Annotated in this window: 27 protein-coding genes; 13 read left to right on the plus strand and 14 right to left on the minus strand. The window is 74.2% G+C overall.

Features of this window, described 5'->3' with window-relative positions; genetic code table 11:
* Window positions 1–98: 98 nt before the first annotated feature.
* The 4 genes from OMK64_RS07545 to OMK64_RS07560 all read right to left on the minus strand — a co-directional run bounded on the left by OMK64_RS07545 (window position 99) and on the right by OMK64_RS07560 (window position 4,648).
* On the minus strand, window positions 99–1,844 hold the full coding sequence (locus tag OMK64_RS07545; protein WP_272727464.1) for an ABC transporter ATP-binding protein: 1,746 nt from the start codon (window positions 1,842–1,844) through the stop codon (window positions 99–101).
* Window positions 1,845–2,058: 214 nt separating this feature from the next.
* A complete protein-coding gene (locus tag OMK64_RS07550) occupies window positions 2,059–3,222 on the minus strand; it encodes an SPFH domain-containing protein (protein WP_272727465.1) in 1,164 nt (387 codons plus the stop codon).
* A 49-nt stretch (window positions 3,223–3,271) separates the two neighbouring features.
* Window positions 3,272–3,742, minus strand: coding sequence for an NfeD family protein (locus OMK64_RS07555; RefSeq protein ID WP_272727466.1), 471 nt, complete (start codon window positions 3,740–3,742; stop codon window positions 3,272–3,274).
* 120 nt (window positions 3,743–3,862) lie between these two features.
* Window positions 3,863–4,648 (minus strand): ABC transporter ATP-binding protein, encoded by a 786-nt coding sequence (locus OMK64_RS07560; RefSeq protein WP_272727467.1) that lies wholly within the window; start codon window positions 4,646–4,648, stop codon window positions 3,863–3,865.
* Window positions 4,649–4,760: 112 nt separating this feature from the next.
* On the opposite strand from OMK64_RS07560, the gene OMK64_RS07565 reads away from it, so the two are divergent.
* Window positions 4,761–5,531 (plus strand): Rv1486c family protein, encoded by a 771-nt coding sequence (locus tag OMK64_RS07565; RefSeq protein WP_272727468.1) that lies wholly within the window; start codon window positions 4,761–4,763, stop codon window positions 5,529–5,531.
* A 3-nt stretch (window positions 5,532–5,534) separates the two neighbouring features.
* Here the strand turns inward: OMK64_RS07565 and glgA are convergent, their stop codons facing one another.
* Entirely contained in the window at window positions 5,535–6,758 is a 1,224-nt protein-coding gene (gene glgA / locus OMK64_RS07570) for a glycogen synthase (RefSeq protein WP_272727469.1), read from the minus strand.
* A 111-nt stretch (window positions 6,759–6,869) separates the two neighbouring features.
* Here glgA and glgC point away from each other — a divergent pair, with 111 nt between their 5' ends.
* The 3 genes from glgC (at window position 6,870) to OMK64_RS21055 (ending at window position 9,996) form a co-directional block, all read left to right on the plus strand.
* Window positions 6,870–8,111, plus strand: coding sequence for a glucose-1-phosphate adenylyltransferase (gene glgC, locus OMK64_RS07575; protein WP_272727470.1), 1,242 nt, complete (start codon window positions 6,870–6,872; stop codon window positions 8,109–8,111).
* Window positions 8,112–8,203: 92 nt separating this feature from the next.
* Window positions 8,204–8,914: a phosphoserine phosphatase SerB gene (gene serB / locus OMK64_RS07580; protein ID WP_374694071.1), complete on the plus strand. Its 711-nt coding sequence runs from the start codon at window positions 8,204–8,206 to the stop codon at window positions 8,912–8,914.
* Window positions 8,911–9,996, plus strand: coding sequence for a DUF4037 domain-containing protein (locus OMK64_RS21055; RefSeq protein ID WP_272727471.1), 1,086 nt, complete (start codon window positions 8,911–8,913; stop codon window positions 9,994–9,996). Before serB ends, OMK64_RS21055 begins: the two co-directional genes overlap by 4 nt.
* Before the next feature lie 40 nt (window positions 9,997–10,036).
* Here the strand turns inward: OMK64_RS21055 and OMK64_RS07590 are convergent, their stop codons facing one another.
* From OMK64_RS07590 to OMK64_RS07600, 3 genes are read right to left on the minus strand one after another with little or no spacing between them, the layout of a single operon-like run.
* Window positions 10,037–10,555: a SixA phosphatase family protein gene (locus OMK64_RS07590; RefSeq protein WP_272727472.1), complete on the minus strand. Its 519-nt coding sequence runs from the start codon at window positions 10,553–10,555 to the stop codon at window positions 10,037–10,039.
* A gap of 15 nt (window positions 10,556–10,570) precedes the next feature.
* Window positions 10,571–11,341: an enoyl-ACP reductase FabI gene (fabI, locus tag OMK64_RS07595; protein WP_272727473.1), complete on the minus strand. Its 771-nt coding sequence runs from the start codon at window positions 11,339–11,341 to the stop codon at window positions 10,571–10,573.
* A 47-nt stretch (window positions 11,342–11,388) separates the two neighbouring features.
* Window positions 11,389–12,141: a beta-ketoacyl-ACP reductase gene (locus OMK64_RS07600; RefSeq protein WP_272727474.1), complete on the minus strand. Its 753-nt coding sequence runs from the start codon at window positions 12,139–12,141 to the stop codon at window positions 11,389–11,391.
* Between the two features lie 134 nt (window positions 12,142–12,275).
* On the opposite strand from OMK64_RS07600, the gene OMK64_RS07605 reads away from it, so the two are divergent.
* Genes OMK64_RS07605 through OMK64_RS07615 form a run of 3 tightly spaced genes read left to right on the plus strand, consistent with a single transcriptional unit; the run spans window position 12,276 to window position 13,896 of the window.
* Complete coding sequence (locus tag OMK64_RS07605) at window positions 12,276–12,623, plus strand: DUF3099 domain-containing protein (protein WP_272727475.1); 348 nt, start codon at window positions 12,276–12,278, stop codon at window positions 12,621–12,623.
* Window positions 12,620–12,862: a hypothetical protein gene (locus OMK64_RS07610; protein ID WP_272727476.1), complete on the plus strand. Its 243-nt coding sequence runs from the start codon at window positions 12,620–12,622 to the stop codon at window positions 12,860–12,862. Before OMK64_RS07605 ends, OMK64_RS07610 begins: the two co-directional genes overlap by 4 nt.
* Window positions 12,859–13,896 carry an SURF1 family cytochrome oxidase biogenesis protein gene (locus OMK64_RS07615; RefSeq protein WP_272727477.1) on the plus strand — a complete coding sequence of 346 codons (1,038 nt, stop codon included), beginning with the start codon at window positions 12,859–12,861 and terminating at the stop codon, window positions 13,894–13,896. The genes OMK64_RS07610 and OMK64_RS07615 overlap by 4 nt, the downstream gene beginning before the upstream one ends.
* On the opposite strand, the gene abc-f is transcribed toward OMK64_RS07615, so the two are convergent.
* Window positions 13,880–15,478 (minus strand): ribosomal protection-like ABC-F family protein, encoded by a 1,599-nt coding sequence (abc-f, locus tag OMK64_RS07620; protein WP_272727478.1) that lies wholly within the window; start codon window positions 15,476–15,478, stop codon window positions 13,880–13,882. The genes OMK64_RS07615 and abc-f overlap by 17 nt on opposite strands.
* A gap of 133 nt (window positions 15,479–15,611) precedes the next feature.
* Between abc-f and OMK64_RS07625 the strand changes: the two genes are divergently transcribed.
* The 4 genes from OMK64_RS07625 (at window position 15,612) to ypfJ (ending at window position 18,594) form a co-directional block, all read left to right on the plus strand.
* Window positions 15,612–16,250, plus strand: coding sequence for a biotin transporter BioY (locus OMK64_RS07625; protein WP_272727479.1), 639 nt, complete (start codon window positions 15,612–15,614; stop codon window positions 16,248–16,250).
* A gap of 13 nt (window positions 16,251–16,263) precedes the next feature.
* Window positions 16,264–16,983, plus strand: coding sequence for an energy-coupling factor ABC transporter ATP-binding protein (locus OMK64_RS07630; RefSeq protein WP_272727480.1), 720 nt, complete (start codon window positions 16,264–16,266; stop codon window positions 16,981–16,983).
* Window positions 16,980–17,624 (plus strand): energy-coupling factor transporter transmembrane component T family protein, encoded by a 645-nt coding sequence (locus OMK64_RS07635; RefSeq protein ID WP_272727481.1) that lies wholly within the window; start codon window positions 16,980–16,982, stop codon window positions 17,622–17,624. Before OMK64_RS07630 ends, OMK64_RS07635 begins: the two co-directional genes overlap by 4 nt.
* An 82-nt stretch (window positions 17,625–17,706) precedes the next feature.
* Window positions 17,707–18,594, plus strand: a complete 888-nt coding sequence (ypfJ, locus tag OMK64_RS07640; RefSeq protein WP_272727482.1) for a KPN_02809 family neutral zinc metallopeptidase — start codon at window positions 17,707–17,709, stop codon at window positions 18,592–18,594.
* A 52-nt stretch (window positions 18,595–18,646) separates the two neighbouring features.
* Here ypfJ and OMK64_RS07645 read toward each other — a convergent pair whose 3' ends face one another.
* Entirely contained in the window at window positions 18,647–19,159 is a 513-nt protein-coding gene (locus OMK64_RS07645; protein ID WP_272727483.1) for a GNAT family N-acetyltransferase, read from the minus strand.
* A 107-nt stretch (window positions 19,160–19,266) separates the two neighbouring features.
* Window positions 19,267–22,581 (minus strand): glycoside hydrolase family 9 protein, encoded by a 3,315-nt coding sequence (locus OMK64_RS07650; RefSeq protein WP_272727484.1) that lies wholly within the window; start codon window positions 22,579–22,581, stop codon window positions 19,267–19,269.
* Window positions 22,582–22,966: 385 nt separating this feature from the next.
* On the opposite strand from OMK64_RS07650, the gene OMK64_RS07655 reads away from it, so the two are divergent.
* The gene (locus OMK64_RS07655; protein WP_272727485.1) at window positions 22,967–23,950 is read left to right on the plus strand and encodes a LacI family DNA-binding transcriptional regulator; all 984 of its coding nucleotides are present in this window, start codon (window positions 22,967–22,969) and stop codon (window positions 23,948–23,950) included.
* Between the two features lie 53 nt (window positions 23,951–24,003).
* Window positions 24,004–24,543 carry a GNAT family N-acetyltransferase gene (locus OMK64_RS07660; RefSeq protein WP_272727486.1) on the plus strand — a complete coding sequence of 180 codons (540 nt, stop codon included), beginning with the start codon at window positions 24,004–24,006 and terminating at the stop codon, window positions 24,541–24,543.
* Window positions 24,544–24,631: 88 nt separating this feature from the next.
* Here OMK64_RS07660 and OMK64_RS07665 read toward each other — a convergent pair whose 3' ends face one another.
* From OMK64_RS07665 to OMK64_RS07675, 3 genes are all read right to left on the minus strand, one after another.
* Window positions 24,632–24,958 carry a metal-sulfur cluster assembly factor gene (locus OMK64_RS07665; protein ID WP_272727487.1) on the minus strand — a complete coding sequence of 109 codons (327 nt, stop codon included), beginning with the start codon at window positions 24,956–24,958 and terminating at the stop codon, window positions 24,632–24,634.
* Window positions 24,955–25,440, minus strand: coding sequence for a Fe-S cluster assembly sulfur transfer protein SufU (sufU, locus tag OMK64_RS07670; RefSeq protein ID WP_272727488.1), 486 nt, complete (start codon window positions 25,438–25,440; stop codon window positions 24,955–24,957). The genes OMK64_RS07665 and sufU overlap by 4 nt, the downstream gene beginning before the upstream one ends.
* On the minus strand, window positions 25,437–26,583 hold a 1,147-nt coding region (locus OMK64_RS07675), incomplete at its 5' end, for a SufS family cysteine desulfurase (RefSeq protein WP_272727489.1). The genes sufU and OMK64_RS07675, both read right to left, overlap by 4 nt.

The raw sequence follows: 26,583 nt of genomic DNA on the forward strand, positions 1-26,583 counted from the left end.
TCCGCCGCGCGGGGGTCGGCGCGGGACCGCCACCGTCTGTCCCGGCCGGGCCGTCGGGACGGCAGGGTCGGCGGCCGGCGCGGGACGTTCCTGGCCGCTCACGCCGCCTCCTCGGCGCTGACCTGGGAGTAGACGATCTCGCGGTAGGTCTCCGACGTCTCCAGCAGCTCGTGGTGGGTGCCCACGCCCACGACGGCACCCTCCTCGAGCACGACGATCCGGTCGGCGTGCCGGATGGTCGCGACCCGCTGCGCGACCACGATGACGGTCGCGTCCCGGGTCTCGGGCACGAGCGCCGCCCGCAGGGCCGCGTCGGTCGCGTAGTCGAGCGCCGAGAACGAGTCGTCGAACAGGTACACGTGCGGCCGTCTGACGAGGGCGCGCGCGATCGCGAGCCGCTGCCGCTGACCGCCGGAGACGTTGGTGCCGCCCTGCGCGATCGGCGCGTCGAGACCCTCGGGCAGCTCCTCGACGAACGTGCGCGCCTGCGCGACCTCGAGCGCGTGCCACAGCTCGTCGTCGGTCGCCCCGGGCCGCCCGAACTCCAGGTTGCTGCGGACCGTGCCCGAGAACAGGTACGGCTTCTGCGGCACGAGCCCGATCTGGGTCCACAGCACGTCGGGGTCGAGGTCGCGCACGTCGACGCCGTCCAGCAGCACCGCGCCGCCCGTCACGTCGAACAGGCGCGGGACGAGGTTGACGAGCGTCGTCTTGCCCGAGCCCGTGGAGCCGATGATCGCGGTGGTGCGGCCCGGCTCGGCGACCAGGTCGACGCCGTGCAGCACGGCCTGCTCCGCGCCGGGATAGCGGAACTCGACGCCCCGCAGCTCGACGAGCCCGGGCCGCGACGCCGCCCCGACCGGCAGGCCGACCGGCGCGGCGGGCGGCTCGACGCTCGTCGTCGTCGACAGCACCTCGCCGATGCGCTCCGCGGACACCACCGCCCGCGGGAACATCACGAACATCATCGTCGACATCATCACGGCCATGAGGATGTAGGCGATGTAGGACAGGAACGCGGTGAGGGCGCCGACCTGCATCTCGCCCGCGTCGACGCGCTGCCCGCCGAACCACAGCACGGCGATGCTCGTCAGGTTGAGCACGAGCATGACGGCCGGGAACATGAGCGCCATCAGGCGGCCGACCTTGAGCGAGGTGTCGAACAGGTCGGCGTTGGCGGCGGCGAACCGCTGCGACTCGCGCTCCTCGCGGACGAACGCCCGCACGACCCGGACGCCCGCGATCTGCTCGCGCAGCACACGGTTGATCGCGTCGATCCGCTTCTGCATCGACCGGAAGTACGGCACCATCCGCACGACGATCGCCGCGATGAGCGCCGCGAGCACCGGGACGGCGACGAGCAGGATCCCGGACAGGCCGACATCCTCCTGCAGCGCCATGACGACGCCGCCGACGAGCATGATCGGCGCGACGATCATCAGGGTGAACGTGAACAGCACGACCATCTGGACCTGCTGCACGTCGTTCGTCGTCCGCGTGATGAGCGTGGGCGCACCGAAGTGGCCGATCTCCTGCGCGGAGAACGTCTGGACGTGGCCGAACAGCCGCCGGCGCACGTCGCGACCGAACGCCATCGCGGCCTTCGCGCCGAAGTACACCGCGACCACGGCACAGACGACCTGGACGAGGCTCACGGCGAGCATCACGCCGCCGAGCCGCAGGATCTGCGTCGTGTCCCCCGTCGCGACGCCGTCGTCGATGATGCGTGCGTTGAGGCTGGGCAGGTAGAGCGTGGCGAGCGTCTGGACCAGCTGCAGGACGACGACCGCGACGACGGCGGACCGGTACGGCCGCAGGTGGTGGCGCAGGAGCGTGACGAGCACGAGACCTTCTCCCTGTCGGGCGGAGGTCGGGCTCTCGTGCACCGTCGTCCGCTCTGGCGACGCTAGGACTCCCGGCTTGCCCCGGACAACGGGGAACGGGCCGTGTCGTGCCCGCGTTCGCCGCAGGCGAAGAGCCCCGCGGCGGCTGCCACAGGGCTCTTCGGCGATCGTGTCGAGCGCAACCCGCCGGCCGGCCGGCGAGGGTGGCCGCCCGTCAGGCCGTCGGCTCCTCGGGAGCGGGCGGCGTGGCCGGCTTCTGCAGCGGCGGCGGCACCGCACCCCCGCCCGGGCGCTGGCCGAGCTCGACCGAGGGGTCGAACGGACGGCCGCTCAGCGTTCCCGCGCTCGTGGCGTCCGCCGTCGCCGCGGCCGACTCGCGCCGCGCCTCGGCGAGGGCCTCCGCCGGGTCGGTCAGCGCGACCGGCGGCAGGTCGCCCCCGAGCGGCGACTCCCCCGCGGGTCGCGTCGGGCCGCCGTCGTCGACGCCGCCCCCGCCGAACCCGCGCGCGAGCTGCCCGAGCGCGCCGGTGAGCTCCGACGGCAGGAACCACATCTTGCTCGACGGGCTCTGCGCGATCTTCGGCAGGATCTGCAGGTACTGGTACGCGAGCAGCTTCGGGTCGGCGTCGCCACGGTGGACGGCGTCGAACACCTGGAGGATCGCGCGCGCCTCACCCTCGGCCCGCAGGATCGCCGACTGCGCCTCGCCCTCGGCCCGCAGGATCGCGGCCTGCTTCTCACCCTCGGCCGTGAGGATCTGCGACTGCTTGACACCCTCCGCGGTGAGGATCGCGGCGCGACGGTCGCGCTCGGCACGCATCTGCTGCTCCATCGAGCCCTGGACCGAGGCGGGCGGGTCGATGGCCTTGAGCTCGACGCGGTTGACGCGGATGCCCCAGCGACCGGTCGCCTCGTCGAGCACGCCGCGCAGCTGGCCGTTGATCTGGTCGCGGCTCGTGAGCGTCTGCTCGAGGTCCATCGACCCGATGACGTTGCGGAGCGTCGTGACGGTGAGCTGCTCGATGCCGGTGATGTAGTTGGCGATCTCGTAGACCGCGGACTTGGGGTCCGTGACCTGGAAGTAGATGACCGTGTCGATGCTCACCACGAGGTTGTCCGACGTGATCACCGGCTGCGGCGGGAACGACACGACCTGCTCGCGCAGGTCGACGCCTGCGCGGACGCGGTCGACGAACGGGATCAGCAGGTGCAGGCCCGCGTCGAGGGTGCGCGAGTACCGGCCGAGGCGCTCGACGATGATCGCGACCGTCTGCGGCACGATCCGCACCGAGCGGACGAGCGCGACGACGACGAACAGCAGGACGAGGCCGAGCACCAGGTAGAGGGCGATCGTGCCCACGTTCGTCGTGTCGTCCAAGAGGACCTCCTCGGGTGGTGCCCGGACTCCGCCGGGCGGTCGGCGGTGGTCAGTGCGCGGGTGCCGCGCCGGGGACGGGCGGCTGCCCGGAACCGACGGGGGCGACGACGGCCGTCGCGCCGTCGATGCGGGCGACACGGACGGGGGTGCCGGGGGCGATCGCGGTGCCCGCGTCGGCGCGGGCGCTCCAGACCTCGCCCGCGAGCTTCACGCGGCCGCCCTCGACCGTGACGGTCGACATGACGACGGCCTCGCGGCCGACGAGCGCCGCGGCGTTGGTCTCGACGAGCGGCATCCGGCCGCGGAGGTGACGCAGCAGCCACGGGCGCAGGGCGAGCAGCAGGAGGGCGGCCGTCGCGCAGGCGACGACGAACTGCACCGGCACGGAGGCGCCGAGGGCCGCGGACAGGGCCCCGGCGAGCGCGCCGCCCGCCAGCATGACGAACACGAGGTCGAGGGTGAGCATCTCGAGGATGCCGAGCGCGAGCGCCCCGCTGAGCCACCACAGCCAGTCCGGCATGGCCGAACCTCCCGGTCCCGGCGCGGTCGTCCGATGACCGCGCTGTACACCGATCCTAGACGATCGCTTTGCCCGCGCGTGGGGCGGACCCGTGTCCGGTCACCCGGACGAGCGGCGAGGTCAGCGCGCCGCGCGCGCCGCCCAGCGCCCCCCGACGTGGTCCACCTCGAGCGCGAGGCCGAACGCGCCCGACAGGTTCTCCGCCGTCAGCACGTCGTCGAGCGGCCCGGCGGCGTGCACGCGGCCGTCGCGCAGCAGCAGCAGGTGCGTGAAGCCCGGCGGGATCTCCTCGACGTGGTGCGTGACCAGCACCAGGACGGGCGAGCGGGGGTCCGCCGCGAGCTCCGACAGCGCCGCGACGAGCTCCTCGCGCCCGCCCAGGTCGAGGCCCGCCGCGGGCTCGTCGAGCAGCAGGAGCTCCGGGTCGGTCATGAGCGAGCGCGCGATCTGCACGCGCTTGCGCTCGCCCTCGCTCAGCGTGCCGAAGAACCGGTCCGCGAGCCGCTCGACGCCGAACGCACGCAGCAGGTCCGTGGCGCGCTGCTCGTCGAGCTCCTCGTACGACTCGCGCCAGCGACCCGTCACGCCGTACGCGGCGGTCAGCACGACGTCCCGCACGGTCTCGCCCGACGGGATGCGGTCCGCGAGCGCCGCGCTCGACAGCCCGACGCGGGGCCGGAGCTCGAACACGTCGACCCGGCCGAGCCGCGAGCCGAGGACGTCGGCCGTGCCGTGCGAGGGGTGCATGCGGCCCGACGCGACCTGCAGCATCGTCGTCTTGCCGGCGCCGTTGCGGCCCAGCACCACCCATCGCTCGCCCTCGCGGACCGTCCACGACACCTCGTCGAGGATCGTCGTCGTCCCCCGGCGGATCGTCACGGCCTGCAGGTCGAGCACGTCGGTCATGGTGACGACCCTAACCAACGGGACGAACGTCCTCGGCACGCACCGGCGGGTCGCCCGGCGTGGCCTCGGTCACGTGCGCGGGACGGGCCCGCGCGGCCCCTACGGTGGTGGCGTGACGACGCTCGACCTGCCCCGCTCCGTGGTCCTCGCGCTGTGGCTCGCGCAGGACGGGGTCGACCGCGCCGCGATGGCGCGCGCCGTGCAGGTCGACGACGAGCCGCACACCGTGCGGGCGACGGTCGACGGCTCGGAGCACGTCGACGGCCCGCTGTCGCTCCTGCTCGACGTGTGCGGGCCGGGACCGCGCGACGTCGCGGCCCTCCTCCCCGCGCCGGGCGACGCGTCGGGCGCACCGCCCGCCGTCAGCGCCGCCGCGACGACCGCCGGCGAGGCGCTCCTGGTCCGCAGCGAGCTCGCGTGCGTCGCCGCCGTACCGGGCGTCGAGCGGTTCGGGTCGGCCCTGGAGCCCGGCCACCTCGTCACGTGGGACGTGCACGGGGTCGCGGACTGGCGCACCGCGGTCCTCGGCGCCGCGGGCTCGCTCGCCGACGCCGAGCGCGCGCTGCGGCAGGGCCTGATCGACGCGACGGAGGCGCTCGTCCGCCTCGACGTCGCCCGGTGGCGGCCCGACGCGGCCGAGCAGATCGCGGGCCTGCGCGACCTCGACCTGCCGGCGTGGCGGCTTCCGTCGGGCATCGACGGCCGCCGCGTCCGTGTGCTCGCGTCGGCGGCGCGCCTGCGCGGGATCGTCGCGCTCGCGACCCAGGACGACGGCGGCGCGGTCAACCTGTGGCAGGCCGACCAGCGCTCGACGGCGCTGCGCGAGGTCGACCGCGTCGCACGCCGCGCGATGGCGGCCGCCGCGACGTCGATCGCGCCCTGACGCTCAGCCGAGGACGTCGCGGTAGACGGCGAGCGTGCGCTCGCCGATCGCCTCCCACGAGAAGTGGTCCTCGACGCGCGTGCGGGCGGCGCGGCCCCAGGCGGCGGCGCGGTCGGGGTCCTGGACGAGCGCGGTGAGCGCGTCCGCGAGGTCGCCGACGAACCGGTCGGGGTCCACGGGCGTGCCGGTGCCGTCCTGGACCTGGTCGATCGGCACGAGCGTGCCGGTGACGCCGTCGACGATGACCTCGGGGATGCCGCCGGTGGCGGTGCCGACGACCGGCAGGCCGACGGCCATCGCCTCGAGGTTGACGATGCCGAGCGGCTCGTAGACCGACGGGCACACGAACACCGTGCCGTGGGCCAGGATCGCGACCACGTCGGCACGCGGGAGCATCCGGTCGATCCAGACGACGCCCGAGCGCTTCTCCCGCAGCTGCGCGACGAGCCCCTCGACCTCGGCGGCGATCTGCGGCGTGTCGGGCGCGCCCGCGCACAGCACGAGCTGCACGTCGGCGGGCAGCCGCTCGGCGGCGCGCAGGAAGTACGGCAGGCCCTTCTGGCGCGTGATCCGCCCGACGAACACGACGGCCGGTCGCGTCGGGTCGATGCCCAGCGCCCGCACGGTGGCCTCGGCACGCTCGGCGTCCTCGCCGGTCGGGCGGCGCCAGCCGTCGAGGTCGATGCCGTTGTGGACGACGTGCACGCGCGACGGGTCGACGGTCGGGTAGGACCGCAGGATGTCCTCCCGCATGCCGCCGGACACCGCGATCACCGCGGCCGCGGCCTCGTACGCCGTGCGCTCGGCCCACGAGGAGATCGCGTACCCGCCGCCGAGCTGCTCCGCCTTCCAGGGCCGCAGCGGCTCGAGGCTGTGCGCGGTGACGACGTGCGGGACGCCGTGCAGCAGCGACGCGAGGTGCCCCGCGAGGTTGGCGTACCACGTGTGCGAGTGCACGAGCGAGCTCGCGACGCCGTCGTCGCCGACCCGCCCGACCGCGTCCGCCATCTCGAGGTCGACGCCGAGGGTCTGGAGCGCGGCGTTCGCGTCCTCCAGGCCCCCGGGGACGGTGTACCCCTGGACACCCGTCTCGTCACGCGGTCCGTCGAAGGCGTGCACGCGCACGTCGATCTTGTCGCGCAGCACGCGGGTGAGCCCCGCGACGTGGACCCCGGCACCGCCGTAGACGTGCGGCGGGTACTCGCGGGTCAGCAGGTCGACACGCACCGGGACCTCCACTGTCGGGTCCGGTCGGCGACCGGCTCTCTTCGCGACACGCTAGCGCGTGACGGCCCGCTCGCCTCGCCGGAGGACGCCCCGTGGGCCTAGGGTCGTCGCATGGCAGCGCCGCGCGTCCTCGCAATCGTCCTCGCAGGTGGAGAGGGCAAACGACTCATGCCGCTGACGGCGCACCGCGCGAAGCCCGCCGTCCCGTTCGGGGGCATCTACCGGCTCGTCGACTTCGCGCTGTCGAACGTGATCAACTCGCGGTACCTGCACGTCATCGTGCTCACGCAGTACAAGTCGCACAGCCTCGACCGGCACGTGTCGAAGACGTGGCGGATGTCGCCGCTGCTCGGCAACTACGTGGCCGCGGTCCCCGCGCAGCAGCGCGTCGGCAAGCACTGGTACCTGGGGTCCGCCGACGCGATCTACCAGTGCCTCAACATCATCGAGGACGAGCGCCCCGACATCGTGGTCGTGGTCGGCGCCGACCACGTGTACCGGATGGACTTCTCGCAGATGGTCGACGCGCACCGGGAGTCCGGCGCCGAGCTCACCGTCGCGGCGATCCGCCAGCCGATCCACGAGGCCGACCAGTTCGGCGTCATCGAGACGCACCCGAGCGACCCGACGAAGATCGCCGCGTTCCGCGAGAAGCCGACCGACCCCGTCGGCCTGCCGGACTCGCCGAACGAGATCCTCGCGTCGATGGGCAACTACGTCGCCGACACCGACGCGCTCGTCCGCGCGGTCACCGAGGACGCCGAGAACCCGACGTCGCGGCACGACATGGGCGGCGACATCGTCCCCGCGTTCGTGGCGCGCGGCACGGCCGCGGTCTACGACTTCATCCGCAACGACGTGCCCGGCTCGACGCCGCGGGACCGCGACTACTGGCGGGACGTCGGGACGATCGACGCCTTCTACGAGGCCAACACCGACCTCATCTCGATCGAGCCGGTGTTCAACCTCTACAACAACGAGTGGCCGCTCTACACCGGCTACACCGGGCTCCCGCCGGCCAAGTTCGTGCACGCGGGTGCCGGTCGCCTCGGCCACGCGGCCGACTCGATCGTCTCCCCCGGCGTCCTCGTGTCCGGCGCCACCGTGTCGGGGTCGGTCATCTCGCCCGGCGTGCGGCTGCACTCGTGGGCGCAGGTCACGGACTCCGTGCTCATGGACGACGTGCACGTGCACCGCTACGCGCAGGTGCACCGCGCGATCATCGACAAGAACGTCGTCGTCCCGGAGCGCGCCCGCATCGGCCTCGACCGCGAGCACGACCTGGCCCGCGGCTTCACGATCACGGAGTCGGGCATCACCGTCGTCCCGAAGGGCGCCGTCGTCTCCGACTGACGCCATGCCGACGTGAGCGCGGTCCGGCGCCGTCCGGACACCAGGCGGGCACCGGCGACGGCGCTGCCGGCCGTCGCACTAGCCTGCGGCAGGTGAGCACCCCCGCGCCCCGCACCACCGTGCCCGCCGCCGTCACCGAGCCCGGCGCGTCCGCCGTCGACGACACGCGCCGGCTCGTCGTCATGGACGTCGACTCGACGTTCATCACGGGCGAGGTCGTCGAGATGCTCGCCGCGCACGCCGGTGCGGAGGCCCTCGTCACCGAGATCACCGAGCGCGCGATGCGCGGGGAGATCGACTTCGCCGAGTCCCTCCACGAGCGCGTCGCGACCCTGGCGGGACTGCCGGCGTCCGTGTGCGACGAGGTGCTCGCGCAGGTCGAGCTCTCGCCGGGCGCGACCGAGCTCGTCGCGGAGATGGACGCGCGCGGGTGGCCCGTCGGGCTGGTGTCCGGCGGGTTCCTCGAGATCGTCGAGCCCCTCGCCGCGCGGGTCGGCATCCGGCTCGTCCACGCCAACCGTCTGGAGGTCGCCGACGGGCGGCTCACGGGCCGCGTCGCGGGACCCGTGGTCGACCGCGCCGTGAAGGCGCAGACGCTGCGCGAGTACGCGGCGCGGGTCGGCGTCCCGATGGAGCGCACGATCGCGATCGGCGACGGCGCCAACGACCTCGACATGCTCGCGGCCGCGGGCTTCGGCATCGCGTTCAACGCCAAGCCGCTCGTCGCCGCGTCGGCGGACGCGGTCGTGACCGACCGCCTCGACGCGGTCCTCGACCTGCCGCCGTTCACCGTCGGCGCGTGACACCCGCGTTCGTCCCGGGCGCGCAGCTCGCGCGCCTGCTGTACGGGCACGTCGCTCCCGTGCTCGCGGCGCGCGGTCTGCCGCACACGGCCGCGCTCGTCGGCCCGGGGTCGGACGTGCTGGGCCTCGACGACGCGACGTCGACCGACCACGACTGGGGTCCGCGCCTGCAGGTGCTGCTCTCGCCGGCCGACCACGCACGGCACGCCGCGGCACTGCACGACGAGCTCCGGCACGTGCTCCCGGACGAGGTCGGCGGCTGGACGACGCGTGCGGCGGCGCCAGCCGCCGACGGCACGCGCGGTCAGGGGGTCGGCGACCCCGGCACCCCCGTCGAGCACCGCGTCGAGATCCTCACGCTCGACACGCTGCTGACGCGCGTGCTCGGCGACGTCCGCCCGCCCCTGGCGGTCGCCGACTGGCTCGTCGTCCCCCAGCAGCGCCTGCTGTCGCTCACGGCGGGCGTCGTGCTCCACGACGACCTCGGGCTCGAGGACGTCCGCGCGCACCTGGCGGGCTACCCGCGTGACGTCTGGCTGTACCAGCAGGCGTCGGCGTGGTGGGCGATCGCCGAGGACGCGCACCTCGCGCCGCGTGCCGGCATGGCGGGCGACGACCTCGGCTCGCGGCTCGTGACGGCGCGCGTCTGCAGGACCGCGATCCTGCTCGCGTTCCTCCAGGCGCGGCGGTACGCGCCCTACGACAAGTGGCTCGGCACCGCGTTCCGCGGGCTGCCCGCGTCGGACGGCCTCCGCACGCCGATCGACCGCGCGTTGGCGGCCGCCGACTGGGAGACCCGCCAGCGCGCGCTGGGTCAGGTGCTCGTCGGCCTCCTGCGCGGGCACAACGCGCTCGCGATCACGCCACCGGTCCCTGAAGAGACGGTGCCGTTCCACGCACGCCCGTTCGAGGTCGTCGACGCGGAAGGCGTCGCACGCCTGCTCCTCGCGTCCGTCACCGACCCCGACGTGCGGTCGCTCGCCCGACGACGTCCCGTCGGGGGGATCGACCTGGTCACGCAGAGCGCGGCGCTCGCGACGGACGTCGCGCTCACGTCGACCCTCCGCGGCCTCTACACCTGACGAGCGGCGGCCACGACGACGCCGGCCCCCGACTGCTGCGTCAGCCCGGCAGGCCGAGGCGCTCGAGCGTCGCGCCCGCCGGCGCGAGGTCCGACCACGCGCCGGTGAACCCGAGGACCGACCAGCTCGCGGTGGGTACGCCGACCTGCACGCGCGCGAGCGCGGCGGTGTCCGAGCCGGGGCCCGCGAGGGTCGCGGCCGCGCGGCTCATGGTCGGCTCGTGCCCGACGACGAGCACCGTGGCGACGTCGTCGCGCACGGCGCGCACGACGTCGAGCAGCGTCGAGACACCCGCGTCGTACACCTCGTCGCGCAGCTCGAGCGCGGGGTCGGCGCCGAGCGTGCCCCGCACGAGGTCCCACGTCTGCCGCGTGCGCAGGGCGGTCGAGCAGAGCACGAGGTCCGGGACGAGCCCGGCGGCCGCGAGCTGCGCGCCGACCTGGCCGGACTGCTTGCGACCCACGAGCGACAGCGGCCGCTGGTGGTCCGGGAGACCCTCGGGGTGCTCGGCCTTGGCGTGCCGGAGCAGGAGCAGTCGGTGGGTGGAGTCGGACGTCACCGGCTCAGCGTCCCATCACAGGCCCATCGCGTGCACGCCGCCGTCGACGTGCACGATCTCGCCGGTCGTGGCCGGGAACCAGTCGGACAGGAGCGCGGCGACGGCGCGGGCGGTGGGCTCGGGGTCGGAGACGTCCCAGCCGAGCGGCGCGCGGTCGGGCCAGCCGCCCTCCATGGCCTCGAAGCCGGGGATCGACTTCGCGGCGGTGGTGCGGATCGGACCGGCCGACACCAGGTTGACGCGCACGCCGTGCGGGCCGAGGTCGCGCGCGAGGTAGCGGGCGGTCGACTCGAACGCGGCCTTGGCGACGCCCATCCAGTCGTACACCGGCCAGGCGTAGCGCGCGTCGAACGTGAGCCCGACGACGGCCGAGCCGCGGGTCAGCAGCGGCTGGGCCGCGACGGCGAGCGACTTGAGCGAGTAGGCGCTGACGTGCAGCGCGGTCGCGACGTCGTCCCACTCGCCCGCGAGGAAGTTGCCGCCCATGACGGACTGCGGCGCGAAGCCGATGGAGTGCACGACGCCGTCGAGGCTGTCGAGCCCGGCCTCGCGCACGCGGTCCGCGAGCGCGTCGAGGTCCTCCTGCGACGTCGCGTCGAGCTGCAGCACCTGCGCCTCGACGGGCAGGCGGCGGGCGATGGCCTGGGTCAGCCGGAACTGCCGGCCGAAGGAGGTGAGCACGACCTGCGCGCCCTGCTCCTGCGCGAGGCGCGCGACGTGGAACGCGATCGAGCCGTCGGTGAGGACACCGGTGACGAGGAGCTTCTTGCCGTCGAGCAGACCCATGGGAGTTCCGTCCTGTTGCAGTGCGTGGGGAAAGGTCGTGGGAGGGGTCAGTGACCCATGCCGAGGCCGCCGTCGACGGGGATCACCGCGCCGGAGATGTAGCCGGCGGCGTCGGAGGCGACGAACTCGACGGCCGCGGCGACCTCCTCGGGCTGCGCGAAGCGCCCGGCGGGGATCGACGCGAGGTAGGCCTTCTGGCGGTCCTCGGGCAGCGCGCGCGTCATGTCGGTGTCGATGAAGCCGGGCGCGACGACGTTCGCGGTGATGCCGCGCCCGCCGAGCTCGCGCGTGATGGACCGTGCCATGCCGACGAGCGCGGACTTCGAGGCCGAGTAGTTCACCTGGCCGGGTCCGCCGTACAGGCCGACGACCGACGAGATGAGCACGATGCGCCCGCGACGCAGCCGGATCATGCCCTTGGACGCCCGGCGCACGACGCGGAACGCACCCGTGAGGTTGACGTCGAGGACGTCCGTGAACTCCTCGTCGGTCATGCGCAGCAGCAGCTGGTCGCGGGTCACGCCCGCGTTGGCGACGACGACCTCGACCGGGCCGTGAGCGGCCTCGATCTCCGTGAACGCCACGTCGACCGCGGCGGTGTCGCGCACGTCGGCCACGGCACCCAGCACGCCGTCGGGCAGGTCGCCCGAGCGGTAGATCGTCGCGACCTTGTCGCCGGCGGCCACGAAGCGCTCCGCGATGGAGCGGCCGATGCCCCGGTTCGCGCCGGTCACGAGGACGCTGCGCGGGCGGTGCTCGGGTCGCGTGGGCGGCGTGGCGTTGTCGGAAGTCTCAGGCACGGAACCCGACGCTATCCGACGTCCACGGCACGTCGAGGTTCCGGCCCGGCACAGGAACACCCCGGCATGTTGTGGGATCCGGACAACGGCGGCCCCCGGCGGTCGGTGCCCGCCGACCGGACTACCATCAGGTGGTGAGCAGGAGGACACCCAGAGCTCGCCGGGCGCCGGAGGACGACGTCCAGCGCATCACGTCCGCACCCGAGCCGCTGGCCGACGACATGGCCCGCCGGCAGCGTCGCTATCTCGCCCAGATGGGCGTCCGCATGGTGTGCTTCGCCGCCGCGTTCTTCACGTGGGGCCACCTGCCCGTCGTCGTCCCGATCCTTCTCCTGGTCGCGGCCGTCGTGCTCCCCTACGTCGCCGTCCTGTTCGCGAACGCGGGCCGCGAGCGCCGCGACACCGACGACGCGTCGTTCATGCAGTACCGCGAGATCGGGCCCGGCTCGGGTCCGCACCACCAGGTCGGGGGCGGCTCGTGAGCCTGCTGGGCGGCGTGCCCGACGCGGTCGACGAGCTCGTGTGCTCCGCGCGTGGCTGCCGCGCCGACGCCGCGTGGGGCCTGCTGTGGAACAACCCGAAGCTGCACACGCCCGAGCGGCGCAAGGTGTGGCTCGCGTGCGACGAGCACCGCGAGCACCTGTCGCAGTACCTCGACGTGCGCGGCTTCCTGCGCGACGTCGTCCCCGCCGGCGACCTGGACCGGGTGGCGCCGTCGTGAGTGCGGCCGCTCGCCGGGCCGTCGGGATCGTGTGCGTCGGGATCGTGCTCGCGACCGCGTGCGTGTTCCTGGGCCGGTGGCAGTGGAACCGGCACGTGTGGCGCGACGCGGCGATCGCGGTCGTCGAGACGAACTACGCCGCCGAGCCGGTGCCGCTGGACGGCGTGCTCGCCTCGACGGACGAGGTGCTGGGCGAGGCCGACGAGTGGCGCACGGTCGACGTCGTCGGGCGGTACGACGCCGACGCGACCGTCCTGCTGCGCAACCGCCCGGTCGACGGCCACCCGGCGTACCACGTGCTGGTCCCGTTCGTCGTGCAGGACGCCTCCGCGGGGACGGCCGACGACCCGACCGGCGCCGGCGGGGTCCTCGTCGTCGACCGCGGCTGGGTCCCGACCGGCGAGGACGCGAGTGCCGCGGTCGACGTGCCCGCTCCCCCGGCCGGGACGGTCACGCTCACCGCGCGGCTGCGGCTCGACGAGCGCGAGACGACCCGCACGGCCCCGCCCGGACAGGTCCAGGCCGTCGCGTCGTCCCAGGTCCTCGCCGCGGGCGGCCTCGACGCGGTCCCGTACGCGGCGTACGCGCAGCGCCTGGCCGAGGACCCCGCACCCGCCGAGGTGCCCGGAACGCTGCCCCCGCCGAGCACCGACCCGGGGTCGCACCTGTCGTACGCGTTCCAGTGGTGGGCGTTCGCTCTGCTGATCCTCGGCGGCTCGGTGTTCGTCGCCCGCCGCGAGGCGGCGCTGCTGAGCGGGGTGGCGACCACCGGGCACCCGCGGTCCGACGACCGGGCGGCCGCGACGCCCTCGACGCCGGACGGGTCCGGGTCGGGCGTCGCCGGCGGCCCGTCCGACCCGCCCGGGGCACGACCCGTCCGCACCGGTGCCGCAGCGGCTGACCGCACCCCCGCCCGGCCGGCTCCCCGCCGCCGCGGCGGTCGCGCGGAGGACGAGGAGGACGCGCTGATCGACGCGCAGCTCGCCGCGCGCGGCCGGAGCGACCAGGACGGGTCGGTCAGGCCAGGGCGATGAGGTCCAGGTAGTCCGGACCCCACAGGTCCTCGGCACCGTCCGGCAGCAGCAGCACACGCTCGGGGTCGAGCGCGGCCACGGCGCCCTCGTCGTGCGAGACCAGGACGACCGCGCCCTTGTACGTGCGCAGCGCCGCGAGGATCTCCTCGCGCGACGCCGGGTCCAGGTTGTTGGTGGGCTCGTCGAGCAGCAGCACGTTCGCCGACGACACGACGAGCGTCGCGAGCGCCAGACGCGTCTTCTCCCCACCCGACAGGACGCGCGCCGGCTTGTCGGCGTCGTCGCCCGAGAAGAGGAACGAGCCGAGCACCGAGCGGACCTGCGTGTCGGTGAGGTCCGGCGCCGCGGTGCGGAGGTTCTCGACGACCGTGCGGTCGAGGTCGAGCGTCTCGTGCTCCTGCGCGTAGTACCCGAGCTTGAGCCCGTGCCCGGGCTTCACCTCGCCCGTGTCCGACTGCTCGATGCCGCCGAGGATGCGCAGCAGCGTCGTCTTGCCGGCGCCGTTGAGGCCCAGGACCACGACCTTCGAGCCGCGGTCGATCGCGAGGTCGACGTCGGTGAACACCTCGAGCGACCCGTACGACTTCGACAGCCCCTCGGCGGTGATCGGCGTGCGGCCGCACGGCGCCGGGTCCGGGAACCGCAGGCGTGCGACCTTGTCCTGGGCGCGCACCTCCTCGAGCCCCGACAGCATGCGCTCGGCGCGGCGCGCCATGTTCTGCGCGGCGACGGCCTTGGTGGCCTTGGCGCGCATCTTGTCCGCCTGCGCGAGCAGGACCGACGCCTTCTTCTCGGCGTTCGCGCGCTCGCGACGGCGGCGCTTCTCGTCCGTCTCGCGCTGCTGCAGGTACGCGTCCCAGCCGAGGTTGTACTGGTCGAGCTGGGACCGGTTCGCGTCCAGGTGGAACACCTTGTTGACGGTCGCGCGCAGCAGCTCGACGTCGTGCGAGATGACGACGAAGCCGCCCGAGTACTGCTTGAGGTAGTCACGCAGCCACGTGATCGAGTCGGCGTCGAGGTGGTTCGTCGGCTCGTCGAGCAGGAGGGTGTCGACGCCCGAGAACAGGATCCGCGCGAGCTCGACGCGGCGGCGCTGACCACCGGACAGCGTGCCCATCGGCTGGCCGAGCACGCGCTCGTCGAGGCCGAGGTTCGACGTGATGCGGTGCGCCTCGCTCTCGGCGGCGTACCCGCCGGCCGCGGTGAAGCGCGCCTCGAGCCGCGCGTACCGGGCCATCGCCGTCTCGCGCACGTCGTCGTCCGCGGCCGCCATCGCGCCCTCCGTGACGCGCATCGCGCTGACGATCTCGTCGAGGCCGCGCGCCGAGAGCACGCGGTCCATCGCGAGCTGCGCGAGGTCGCCGTGGCTCGGGTCCTGCGGCAGGTAGCCGATGTCTCCCGAGCGGGAGATCGTGCCGCCCGTCGGCTGGGTCTCCCCCGACAGCGTGCGGGTGAGGGTCGTCTTGCCGGCGCCGTTGCGGCCGACGAGACCGATGCGGTCGCCCGAGGCGATGCGGAAGGTCGTCGGCTCGAGCAGCACACGGGCGCCGACGCGCAGCTCGACGGCCTGGGCGGTGATCACGTGGTGGTTTCCTCCGAGAAAAGCGTCCCGGCGTTGGCCACGGACGCGAAGGACCCCGATTCTACCTAGCCGCTAGCGTGACGGTCCGCGCTGATTTCCGACGCCACGCCGCCACGAGGCCCCTGGGGGACCCATGACCGACGCGCCCGAGAAGCACCTGTCGACCGACTCCGCCGCCGCGGCGGCCGTCCATCCCGCACCCGTCGTGCGCTCGAGCGTCGCGACCGACGTCGCGCTGGTCTCGACCTTCGCGGCGTTCATCGCGGTGTGCGCGATCCTCCCCGGCATCCCGACGCCGTCCGGCGTGCCGATCACGCTGCAGACGTTCGGCGTCGTGCTCGCCGGCCTCGTGCTCGGCTGGCGGCGTGGTGCGCTCGCCGTCCTCCTGTACCTCGCGGTCGGCCTCGCGGGCGTGCCCGTCTTCGCCGACGGCACCGGCGGCCTCGTCGTGCTGACCAAGCCGTCCGTCGGCTACCTGCTCGCCTTCCCGTTCGCCGCGGCCGTCGCGGGGCTGCTCGCCGGACGCGCGCTGCGCCTCACGGGCGCACTCCGCTACCTCGCGCTCGTGGGGGCGGGCCTCGGTGCGAGCTTCCTCACGATCCACCCGGCGGGCATCGTCGGGCTCATGGCGCGCCTGGGCGCGTCCTTCGGCGAGGCTTTCGCGATCGACGTCGTGTACTGGCCGGGCGACGTCGTGAAGAACCTGCTCGCCGCCGCGGTCGCGCTCGCGGTGTTCCGCGCGTTCCCCGACCTGCTGCGCTCGCGCCGCTGACGGCGGGCACCGCGTGATCGAGCTCGACGACGTCGTCGTCACCGCCTGGAGCCCGGACCCGGCCGGCGGTGCCGACCGCGTCGTCCGGCTGCTCGGGCCGGTGACGCTGCGGCTCGCCGAGCGCCGGATCGCGGTCATCGGCGCCAACGGCTCGGGCAAGTCGACGCTCGCGCGGCTGCTCAACGGGCTCGTCCTGCCGTCGAGCGGGACGGTACGCGTCGACGGGCTCGACACCGCGTCCGACGGTGCCGCCGTCCGGCAGCGCGTGGGGTTCGTGTTCACCGACCCCAACGCGCAGATCGTCCTGCCGACGCCGCTCGAGGACGTCGCGCTGTCGTTGCGCCGACGGTTCCCCGACAAGGCGGAGCGTCTGGAGGCCGCGCGTGCCGCGCTGCGGCGGTTCGGGCTCGGCGAGCGGGCCGACGTGTCGGTGCACGCCCTGTCGGGCGGCCAGCGTCAGCTGCTCGCGATCGCCGCAGTCCTCGCCGTCGAGCCCGCCGTGCTCGTGTGCGACGAGCCCACGACGCTGCTCGACCTGCGCTGGCGCCGCGTCGTCGACGACCTGCTCGCCGACCTCGACCAGCAGGTCGTCGTCGTCACGCACGACCTCGACGCCGCCCGCCGCGCCGACCGCGTGCTGGTCGTCGACGACGGGCTCGTCGTGCACGACGGCGACCCGCACGAGTCGGTCGCGCACTACGAGGCGCTCATGGGGCAGGCGGGCGTGCCGTGACCCGGCGGGAACGCGGCCCGATCCGCCCGCCGTGGGCCGGCCCGCTCGGCCTCTACCACCCGGGCACGACCGTCGTGCACCGCCTGCCCGCGGGCGCCAAGCTCGCCGGCCTCGCGATGGCCGGCGTCGCGGTGCTGCTGCTCGACGGGCCGCTGCCGGCCGTGGGCGCCCTCGTCGTCGCGGTCGGCGTCCTGCTCGTGGCCCGCGTCCCCCTGCACCGCGCGACGCGCGGCCTGCTCCCCGTCACCGTCCTCGCACTGGTCGTCGGGCTCTACCAGACGTGGTCGCGGGGATGGCAGGTCGGTGTCGAGATCGCCGCCGAGCTCCTCGCGCTCGTCGTCCTCGGCACGGTCGTCACCGCGACCACCCGCTCGGACGCGCTGCTCGACGTCCTCGCGCGCGTGACCCGACCCCTGCGGCACGTGGGCCTGCACCCCGAGACCGCGGTGCTCGCCGTCGGGCTGTTCCTGCGGACGATCCCGGTGCTCGCGCAGTCGTCGCTCGAGGTCCGCGCGGCCGCACGCGCCCGTGGCCTGGACCGCGACCCGCGCGCCCTCGTCGTCCCCGCGGCGGTGCGGATGGTGGCGCACGCGCGCGCGACGGGCGACGCGATCGCCGCCCGCGGCCTCGCCGACGACTGACACCGCGCGTACGGCGCGCACGAACGGGTGGCGCCGCCGTCCCGACGGGCGGACGTCCGCACGCGGGGTTAAGTTCCCGTCCGTGACGTTCGGTGAGGGTGGTCAGTTCGAGGGCGGTCGTGTCCGCACGAGCCGCGGCGGCAAGGTCGCCGTGGGCGGCGGGATCGGCGCGCTCGTCGTCGCGGTGCTCGCGATCGTCCTCAACCAGTCGGGCAACGGCGACCTCGCCAACGTGCTGCAGGGCGTGGCCGGCGGCAGCGGCCAGCAGGCCGAGCAGGGCGTGGTGGGCGACTGCACCGCCGAGCAGGCCAACGAGCAGCGCGACTGCCGGCTGTCCGCGACGCTCCAGGCGCTCGACGCGTACTGGGCGGACGAGCTCCCCGCGCAGGGCGCGCAGTTCGCGCAGCCCGCGGCGGAGGCGTTCCAGGGCCAGACGACGACGGGCTGCGGCGCCGCGTCGGCGTCGACCGGGCCGTTCTACTGCCCGCCCGACCAGACGATCTACCTCGACCTCGGCTTCTACGACGTCCTGCAGAGCCAGTTCGGCGCCGAGGGCGGCCCCCTCGCAGAGATGTACGTCACGGCGCACGAGTACGGGCACCACATCCAGAACCTCACCGGCGTCATGGACCGGGCACAGCGCCAGGGCACGGGGGCGGAGTCCGACTCCGTGCGGGTCGAGCTCCAGGCCGACTGCTACGCCGGCATGTGGGTCGGGAGCGCCGCCACCGAGGTCGACCCCGACACCGGCGTGACGTTCCTCGAGCCGATCACCGCCGACCAGCTCCAGCAGGCGCTGTCCGCCGCGGAGGCCGTCGGCGACGACCACATCCAGCAGCAGTCCGGCGGCGGCGTGAACCCCGACTCGTGGACCCACGGTTCGTCCGAGCAGCGCCAGCGCTGGTTCACCACCGGCTACGAGCAGGGCACCCTCGCCGCCTGCGACACCTTCGCCACCGACGACCTCTGAGCACGCCCGCCGGCTCCGGGGCGCGCCCGGCGCGGGTTGCCGCCGACGGACGCTAGCCCGGGCCCGCTCGACCGGTCCGACCGACGAGGACAGGGTCGACGTCGCCCGCCTCCCCGCGCAACGGACGGGACCACGCGACTTCGTCGTCGAGCCGGCCGCTGCGGACGAAGAGCCGTACCTGGTGCGCGTCGGGCAACGATGCGGCCAGGGCCTCCCGGTCGGCCGGGCGGAAGCCGAGCTTCTCCCAGAACGGCCCCGACCGACGCGAGAACAGCCACGCGCGATCCGCTCCGCTCGCGGCGGCGCGCGCGAGCGCGTGCCTCGCGAGGCGCGACCCGTCCCCCGATCCACGGCGACCGGGCGCGACGGCCACGCTGCGGATCAGCGCGTGCCGGCCGTCGGCGCTGAGCTCGAAGCCCGTGCTGCCCACGATGGCGCCGTCGGGGTCGCGGTCGACCCACAGGTGGACCGTGGGCTCGTCGAGGCCGGCCATCGTGAGGTCGGCCTCGGTCAGGAAGTCGCGCAGCTGCGAGACCTCGGACGGCCCCACGCGGGAGAGCGGCATGGTGAGCATTGTGGCGGATCGCGGTCCCCCCACGGCGACCGCCGCTCCCGCGACCGGCAGGTCACGGGAGCGGCGGTGTGCGGGTCGCCCCGCGCGGGCGTGCGCGGTCAGCTGTTCGCGCGCGCCCTCCGGGTGAGCACGACCGTCGCGCCGCCGGCGGCGACGAGCAGGAGACCCAGCCCGAGCAGCGCCCACGGGTCGGCACCCGTCACCGCGAGGAGCCGCGCACCGGCGGACGCCGGAGCGGCGCCCGGCGTCGAGCCACCCGTCCCCGGCGCGCCCGTCACGCCCGCGGCGGACACCGTCAGGACCGCCGCGTCGGAGTAGGCACCGCCGAAGGAGTTCGCGACGTACGCCCGGAACCGCGCGCCCGAGTCGGCCGTGCGCGCGGTGAACGCGAGCGTGGTCCCCGTCTCCCCCGCGACGTCGGTCCACGTGCCGTCGACGAGCCGCTGCCACTGCACGGTCGGCGTGGGCGACCCCGACGCGGCGACCGTGAAGCGGACCTGGGCGCCGTCGGCGGCCGTGACGTCCGTCGGGCCCGTCCGCACCCACGCGACGGTCCCGGCGGCGGACGCGTCGCCGCCCTGCTGGTCCGCGACGAACGACGCGACCCAGGAGAGCGCCGAGTTCCAGTTCACCGTGATCTCGTTGGTCGACCACGACTGGATGTCGTCGACGTAGCAGAGCTGCGGGGCGCACATGTGGTCGGGGCCGTAGAGGCCGCTGATCACCGGGTCCCACGTGCCGACGTCCGAGTTCGGGCCGCCCGACACCGACCCGACGGGCGGGTTCGGCAGCGCGTCGGTGAGCGAGTGCGCGAACCACCGGGAGTGCTGGTCGTCGGAGAACACGTCGCCGTAGCCCGTGACGTAGGAGAGGTTGAGCCCGTTGCGACCCAGCAGGTAGTCCATCGACTCGAGCACGGCGTCCGCGAACCGCTGGTCGCCCGTGAGGTCGAACGCGGTGCCGAGGACGACCTGGTTGTTGAGGACCGCCGAGTTCGACCCCCACTCGTAGACGCCGTCGTCGTTCCCGCTGTACGCGGTGCCGAACGGCTCCGCGGCCTGCCGGTCGAGGTACGTCTCCGCACCGTCCACCACCGACTGGCGGATCGCGGTGCGCCCGGGGATGTCGGACTCCACCACGGCGAGGTCCATGCGCCCGAGCGCCGCGGTCTCGCCCCAGTACATGCCGCCCGCGGTGAAGATGTCCGCGGTGTGGAGCTCGTTCGCGAGCACCGCGTCCCGGAACTGCGGCTCACCGGTCGTGAGGAACAGCTCCGCCGCGGCCCAGTAGAACTCGTCCGTCACGTCCGTGTCGTCGTACGGGCCGCCACCGGGGCTCGGGTCGGCGTTCGGCGCCGGCGCGTACAGGTCCGGCGTGGCGACCGCCGCGGCGTACGCCGTGCGGGCGGCGGCGAGCAGCTCGGCGGCGAAGTCGGCGTCGTACGGCTCCCACAGTCGCGCGCCCTGTGCGGCGACGGCCGCGAGGTTCAGCGTGGCCGCGGTGGACGGGCGGTGCAGCCGGCGCTCCTGCGGGTCGTCGGACGGCAGCAGCGGGAGACCCGTCCAGTCCACGTCGTGCACCTTGTGGTGGACCATGCCGGCCAGCGGCTTCCCGGCCGGGACCTGCATGCGCAGCATCCACTCGAGCTCCCAGCGCGCCTCGTCCAGCGCGTCCGGGACGCCGTTGGTCTGCTCGGCGAGCGGGATGTCGAGCGTGCCGTCCCCGAGAGCGGCGACGTCGCCCGTCGGCGCGTACAGCGCGCGCTCGTAGGTGCTCATCACCTGCGCGACGGCGATGCCGCCGTTGACGACGTACTTGCCGTGGTCGCCCGCGTCGTACCAGCCGCCGACGACGTCGAGCGTGTAGTCGCAGGTCCAGTCGCCGTAGAGGTTCTGCGCCTCGGCCGGCGTGATGCACGGCACGGCGTGGTCGCCCTGGTTGGCGCCCGCGTCGCCCGGCCGGCCGACGTGCCCCGCGGGGCGCGTGTAGCGCGCGTCGCCGATGATCGAGCCGTCGATCGCGATGCCGCTGCGCACCGGGTAGAAGTAGTCGAGCGCGTCGTACCGCAGGTCCCCGTACAGGTCGTCGCCGACCACGAACGGGTGGCTCGTCTCGCCGTCCGCGCGCATCGTGTAGGTGCCGGGCGTGGTGACGTCGCCGAAGTCGACGACGTGCACGTTGACGCCGGCCGTCGGGTCGACGCCGCGCGGCGTCGTCGTGCCGGACGCGACCACCGTGCTGCCGGAGACGAGCTCCCAGTCGACGGGGTCGGTCTGCGTCGTGACGAGCGTGGCGCGCTTGGGCCCGTCGGTCAGGTAGCCGACCTGGTTGACGCGCACGCGCGAGCCCGTGTCGGGCTCGTACGCCGGCGGCGCCTCGGTCGTCTCGGCGAACGACAGCTCGGTGATGCAGAACGTGTACGGCGCCGTGCGACGGCCGAGCTCGAGCTGGATCCGCCCGTACGCCGCCGACGGGTCGGCGCTGAACGACGCGTCGGCCGTGAACGGGTACGTGAACGTCGTCGGCGTCGTCGTCAGGGCGGCGTCGTCGTCGAGCACGCGGTGCCACGGCTCGCCGAACTGGCCGACGAGCACGTTGACGGGTGCAGGCTCGCTCGCGTAGGCGGTGAGCTCGAGCACGTAGTTGCGTCCCTCGACGACCTCGACGTGCTTGAGCTCGAGGCCCGCCTCGTACGGGTTGGCGTAGCCGCCGCGCAGGTCGATGCACGCGCTCAGCCCGTCGGCGCCGGCGCGGGCCGTCCCGCCGCCGGCGGCGTCGTAGAGCGAGAACGCCCCGAGGTCACCGCCCGCGAACGAGTGGTCGACGCCCGCGCCCGACGTCATGGAGAAGTCGTCGACGCAGAACGTGTACGGCGCGGCCTGCCCGCCGAGCTGGAACGAGACCTGGCCGGTCCCGGTCGTCCAGTCGTCGGCGACCGGCGAGCCGGGCGTGCCCGGACGCGTCGGCCAGTCGGCCGGCGTGAACGTGAACTCGACGTGCTGCGGCGTCGCGGTGCCGTCGAGCACGACCTGGTGGCCGAACGCCGCCGGGTACCCGAGCCCGCCCTGGACGGGCACGGTCACGGGCGCGGTCGCGTGCGCCTCGAACGACACCGTGTAGGTGGTGTCGCGGTCGTACGTCACGTCGTCGTGCTGCAGCGCGATGTCCCACGGGTTGACGCCGCCGTCGACCACCGCGCACATCTCACCGCTCGCCGCGGTCGACGACACGGTCCCGGCGTTGGCGTAGGTGAACCAGCCCTGCGCGTCGCCGCCGGCGAAGCCGTGCTCGTCCGTCAGGGGGGCGGCGGTCGCTGTCGACGCGACGGCCGCGACGACGAGCAGGGCGGCCGACGTCGAGCCGGCCAGCCACCGACTGCGCCGGCGTGGGCGCGGGGCGTGTGTGGGGACCACGGTGTCTCCGAGGGTGAGGGCGGGCGCTCGGGGCGCGGGGGCGGGTGCTGCGATGGCATCCAGATCTGGTAGCGCTTCCATACCGTCCGAGACGGACAGACCGGACGAAAGTCGATGTCGAGCGCGGGTCGCTCCGCATCGTTGCGGTCAGAGCCTCCGACGGACTGGACGCGCTTCCAGTTCCGCGCTCGATGGTCGGCGGGGCGCGACGCGATGTCAAGGCGTCGGGGCTGGTCATCGCTCTAAGGGGTGATGGCGGGAGCCTGCCCGCCACGCCGGGAGCGCTGCACACGGCGGCGCGACGGTGGTAGCCTCGCGCCGATTCGGCAGGCGCGTGAGGGGAACCATGACAGGTCGGACCGGACGCCCTCCCACCCTCGACGAGGTGGCCGAACGCGCCGGAGTCTCACGGTCCGCTGCGTCGCGCGCCATCAACAACGCCGTCCACGTCAGCCCCGCGACACGGCGGGCCGTCGAGCGCGCGGTCCGCGAGCTGGGGTACGTCCCCAACGTCACCGCGCAGGCGCTCGCGCGGCAGAAGGTCGGCGCCGTCGTCCTCGCGGCGTCCCACGACAACCCCGACCTCCTGGGCGACCCGTTCATGGGCCAGGTGATCGTCGGGGTCACGACGGCGCTCGAGAACACCGAGCTCGACCTCAAGCTCCTCCTGTGCCACCCCGAGCGCGGTCACGACCGCGTGCAGCGCATGCTGCGGCGCCCGCGCGCCGACGGCGTCATGGTCATGGCGCTGCGCGGCGACGACCCCTTGCAGCGCATGGTCGAGCAGTCAGGCCTGCCTGCGGTGTACGGCGGCCGGCCGCTGCACGGGCAGCCGGACCTGTTCGTGGACGTGGACAACAGGGGCGGCGGCCGGACAGCGGCTGAGCACCTCGTCCGGCTGGGTCGCCGCCGCATCGCGACGATCGCCGGGCCCCACGACTCGCACGCCGCGGTCGCCCGACTCGAGGGCGTCACCGACGCGCTCTCCGTCGCCGACCTCGACACCACGCTCGTCGAGCGTGCCGACTTCACGCGCGAGGGCGGCGCCCGCGCCATGGAGCGCCTGCTCGAGCGTGCACCCGAACTCGACGCCGTCACCGTCGCGTCCGACAACATGGCCGTCGGTGCGCTCCACACGCTCGCGCAGCAGGGACGACGCGTGCCCGAGGACGTCGCGGTCGTCGGCTTCGACGACCTCCCCATCGCCGAGCTCGCGTACCCGCCGCTGACGACCGTCCAGCAGCCGATCCGCTCGCTCGGCCACGAGATGGCGCGCGTCCTCCTCGCCGTCGTCGACGGGGAGACGCCGAGCTCGCTGCTCCTGCCCACGCGGCTCGTGGTGCGCGAGACGGCGCCGCTGCCGGCGTAGCCGCGGGGCGAAAGAGGCTGCGACCGCTCGGGCGGCGGGCTACGGTCGCGCGCGTGCTGATCCGCCCCGAGACCCCCGCCGACGTCGACTCCGTGGGGGAGGTCGTCACCGCCGCGTTCGGCGAGCACGCCGAGCACGTCCTGTCGATGCTCGACGCCCTGCGTGCCGATCCCGCGTGGGTCGACGGCCTGTCGCTCGTCGCGGCCGGGGACGACGGCGACGTCGTCGGGCACGTCCTCCTCACGCGCGTCGACGTGGACTCCCCGCGCGGTACGGTGCCCGCCCTGACGCTCACGCCGCTCGCCGTGACCCCCGCCGCCCAGGGCCGTGGCATCGGCACCGCGCTCGTGACCGCCGCGCTCGACGCCGCGACGGCGGCCGGCTGGCCGCTCGTCCTGCTGGAGGGCGACCCGCGCTACTACGGCCGACGCGGATTCGTCGCCGCCGACCCGCTGGGACTGCCGTCGCCCTCGTCCCTCATCCCCGCCGGAGCCTGGCAGGTCGCGCTCCTCCCCACGCACGCGCCGTGGATGACGGGCCCGGTGACCCTCTCGGCTCCCCTGCGGGCCGTCAACGATCTCCCGCGGGTGTGACCAGCCGGCGCGCGGCCGGGGGCGGACGCACGACGACGCCCGACCTCCGGCGGGAGGCGGGCGTCGTCGCGACGGGCTGCTCGGCTTCTCAGATGTTGAAGCCGAGCGCGCGCATCTGGGCGCGGCCGTCGTCGGTGATCTTCTCCGGGCCCCACGGCGGCATCCAGACCCAGTTGATGCGGAAGCCGTCGACGATGCCTTCGAGCGCCTGCGCGGACTGGTCCTCGATGACGTCGGTCAGCGGGCATGCCGCGGAGGTGAGGGTCATGTCGATGACCGCGGTGTTCGTCTGGTCGATGACGACCCCGTAGACGAGGCCGAGGTCGACGACGTTGATGCCGAGCTCGGGGTCGATGACGTCGCGCATGGCCTCCTCGACGTCGGCGACCGTGGTCGGGTTGGTCTCGGTGCTCATGCGTCCTCCTTGGTGCGCGTCGCGCCGGTCTTGATGAGTGCGTCGTTCAGGGCGACCCAGCCGAGCAGGGCGCACTTGACGCGGGCCGAGTAACGGCCGACGCCCGTGAAGGCGGCGGCGTCGCCGAGCTTGTCCTCCGCCTCGTCGCCGAGGCCGGCGCCCTTGGACTGCATGAGCGCGCGGAAGGTCCCGGCGAGGTCGTCGACCGCGCCGAGGTCCTGGTCGACCACCAGGTCGTGCAGGACGGACACCGAGGCCTGGGAGATCGAGCACCCCTGACCCTCCCAGCGCACGTCCCGGACGACGCCGGCGGTGTCGACGTCGACCTGCAGGGTCACCTCGTCGCCGCAGGTCGGGTTGACCTGGTGCGACTCGGCCGTGCGGGCGTCGCCCACGACCGGCGACCCGAGGCCCCGCCCGTGCGGGTACTTCGCGTGGTCGAGGATGACCTGCTGGTACAGCTGCTCCATCGAGGTGCTCATGCGTTGCTCCCCTCCTCCAGACCGAAGAACGTCCGCACCCCTGCGAGTGCTTCCCGGAACACCTCGATCTCCTCGTCGGTCGTGTAGACCGCGGCCGACGCGCGCGCGGTCGCGGCGACGCCGAACCGGCGGTGCAGCGGCTGCGCGCAGTGGTGGCCCACGCGCACGGCGACGCCCGCGTCGTCGAGCACCTGGCCGACGTCGTGCGCGTGCACGCCGTCGACGACGAAGGACACGTTCGCGAGCCTGTCGCGCGCGTCGGTCGGCCCGATCACGCGGACGCCCGGCACGGACGCGACGGCGTCGAGCAGGAGCTGCGTGAGATGCGCCTCGTGCGCGGCGACGGCGTCCATCCCGAGCTCGGCCAGGTAGGACGCGGCGGCGCCCATGCCGACGGCCTGGGACACCATCTGCGTGCCGGCCTCGAACCGCTGCGGCGGCGGGGCGTAGGTCGTGCGCTCCATGGTGACGACCTCGACCATCGACCCGCCGGTCGTCACGGGCGGCATGGCCTCGAGCAGCTCGCGGCGCCCGTAGAGCGCGCCGACACCGGTCGGGCCGAGCATCTTGTGGCCGGAGAACGCCGCGAAGTCGACGCCGAGGTCGTCCAGGTCGACCGGCAGGTGCGGGACCGACTGGCACGCGTCGAGGACGGTGAGCGCCCCGACGGCCCGCGCACGGTCGACGAACGCCCGCACGGGCGTGATCGCCCCCGTCACGTTCGACGCGTGCGAGAACGCGAGCACGCGCGTGCGCTCCCCCACGACCGTCGCGAGGTCGTCGAGGCGCAGGCGCCCGTCGTCGTCGACGCCGATCCAGCGCAGCGTCGCGCCCGTGCGGGCGGCGAGCTCCTGCCACGGCACGAGGTTCGCGTGGTGCTCCGCCTCGGTCACGACGATCTCGTCGCCGGGCCGCAGCGCGAACCGCGCCGACGCCTCTCCCCCGCGGCCGAGCGACGCGTTGGACATCGCGTACGCGACGAGGTTGATCGCGGCTGTCGCGTTCGACGTCCAGACGAGCTCGCCGGGCGAAACTCCGACGAACGACGCGACGCGTGCGCGCGCGTCCTCGAACGCCTCGGTGGCCTCCTCCGCGAGCTGGTGCGCGCCGCGGTGCACGGCCGCGTTGCGCTGCACGTAGAAG

This window comes from Cellulomonas fimi (genome assembly GCF_028527925.1).
Classification (GTDB): domain Bacteria; phylum Actinomycetota; class Actinomycetes; order Actinomycetales; family Cellulomonadaceae; genus Cellulomonas; species Cellulomonas fimi_C.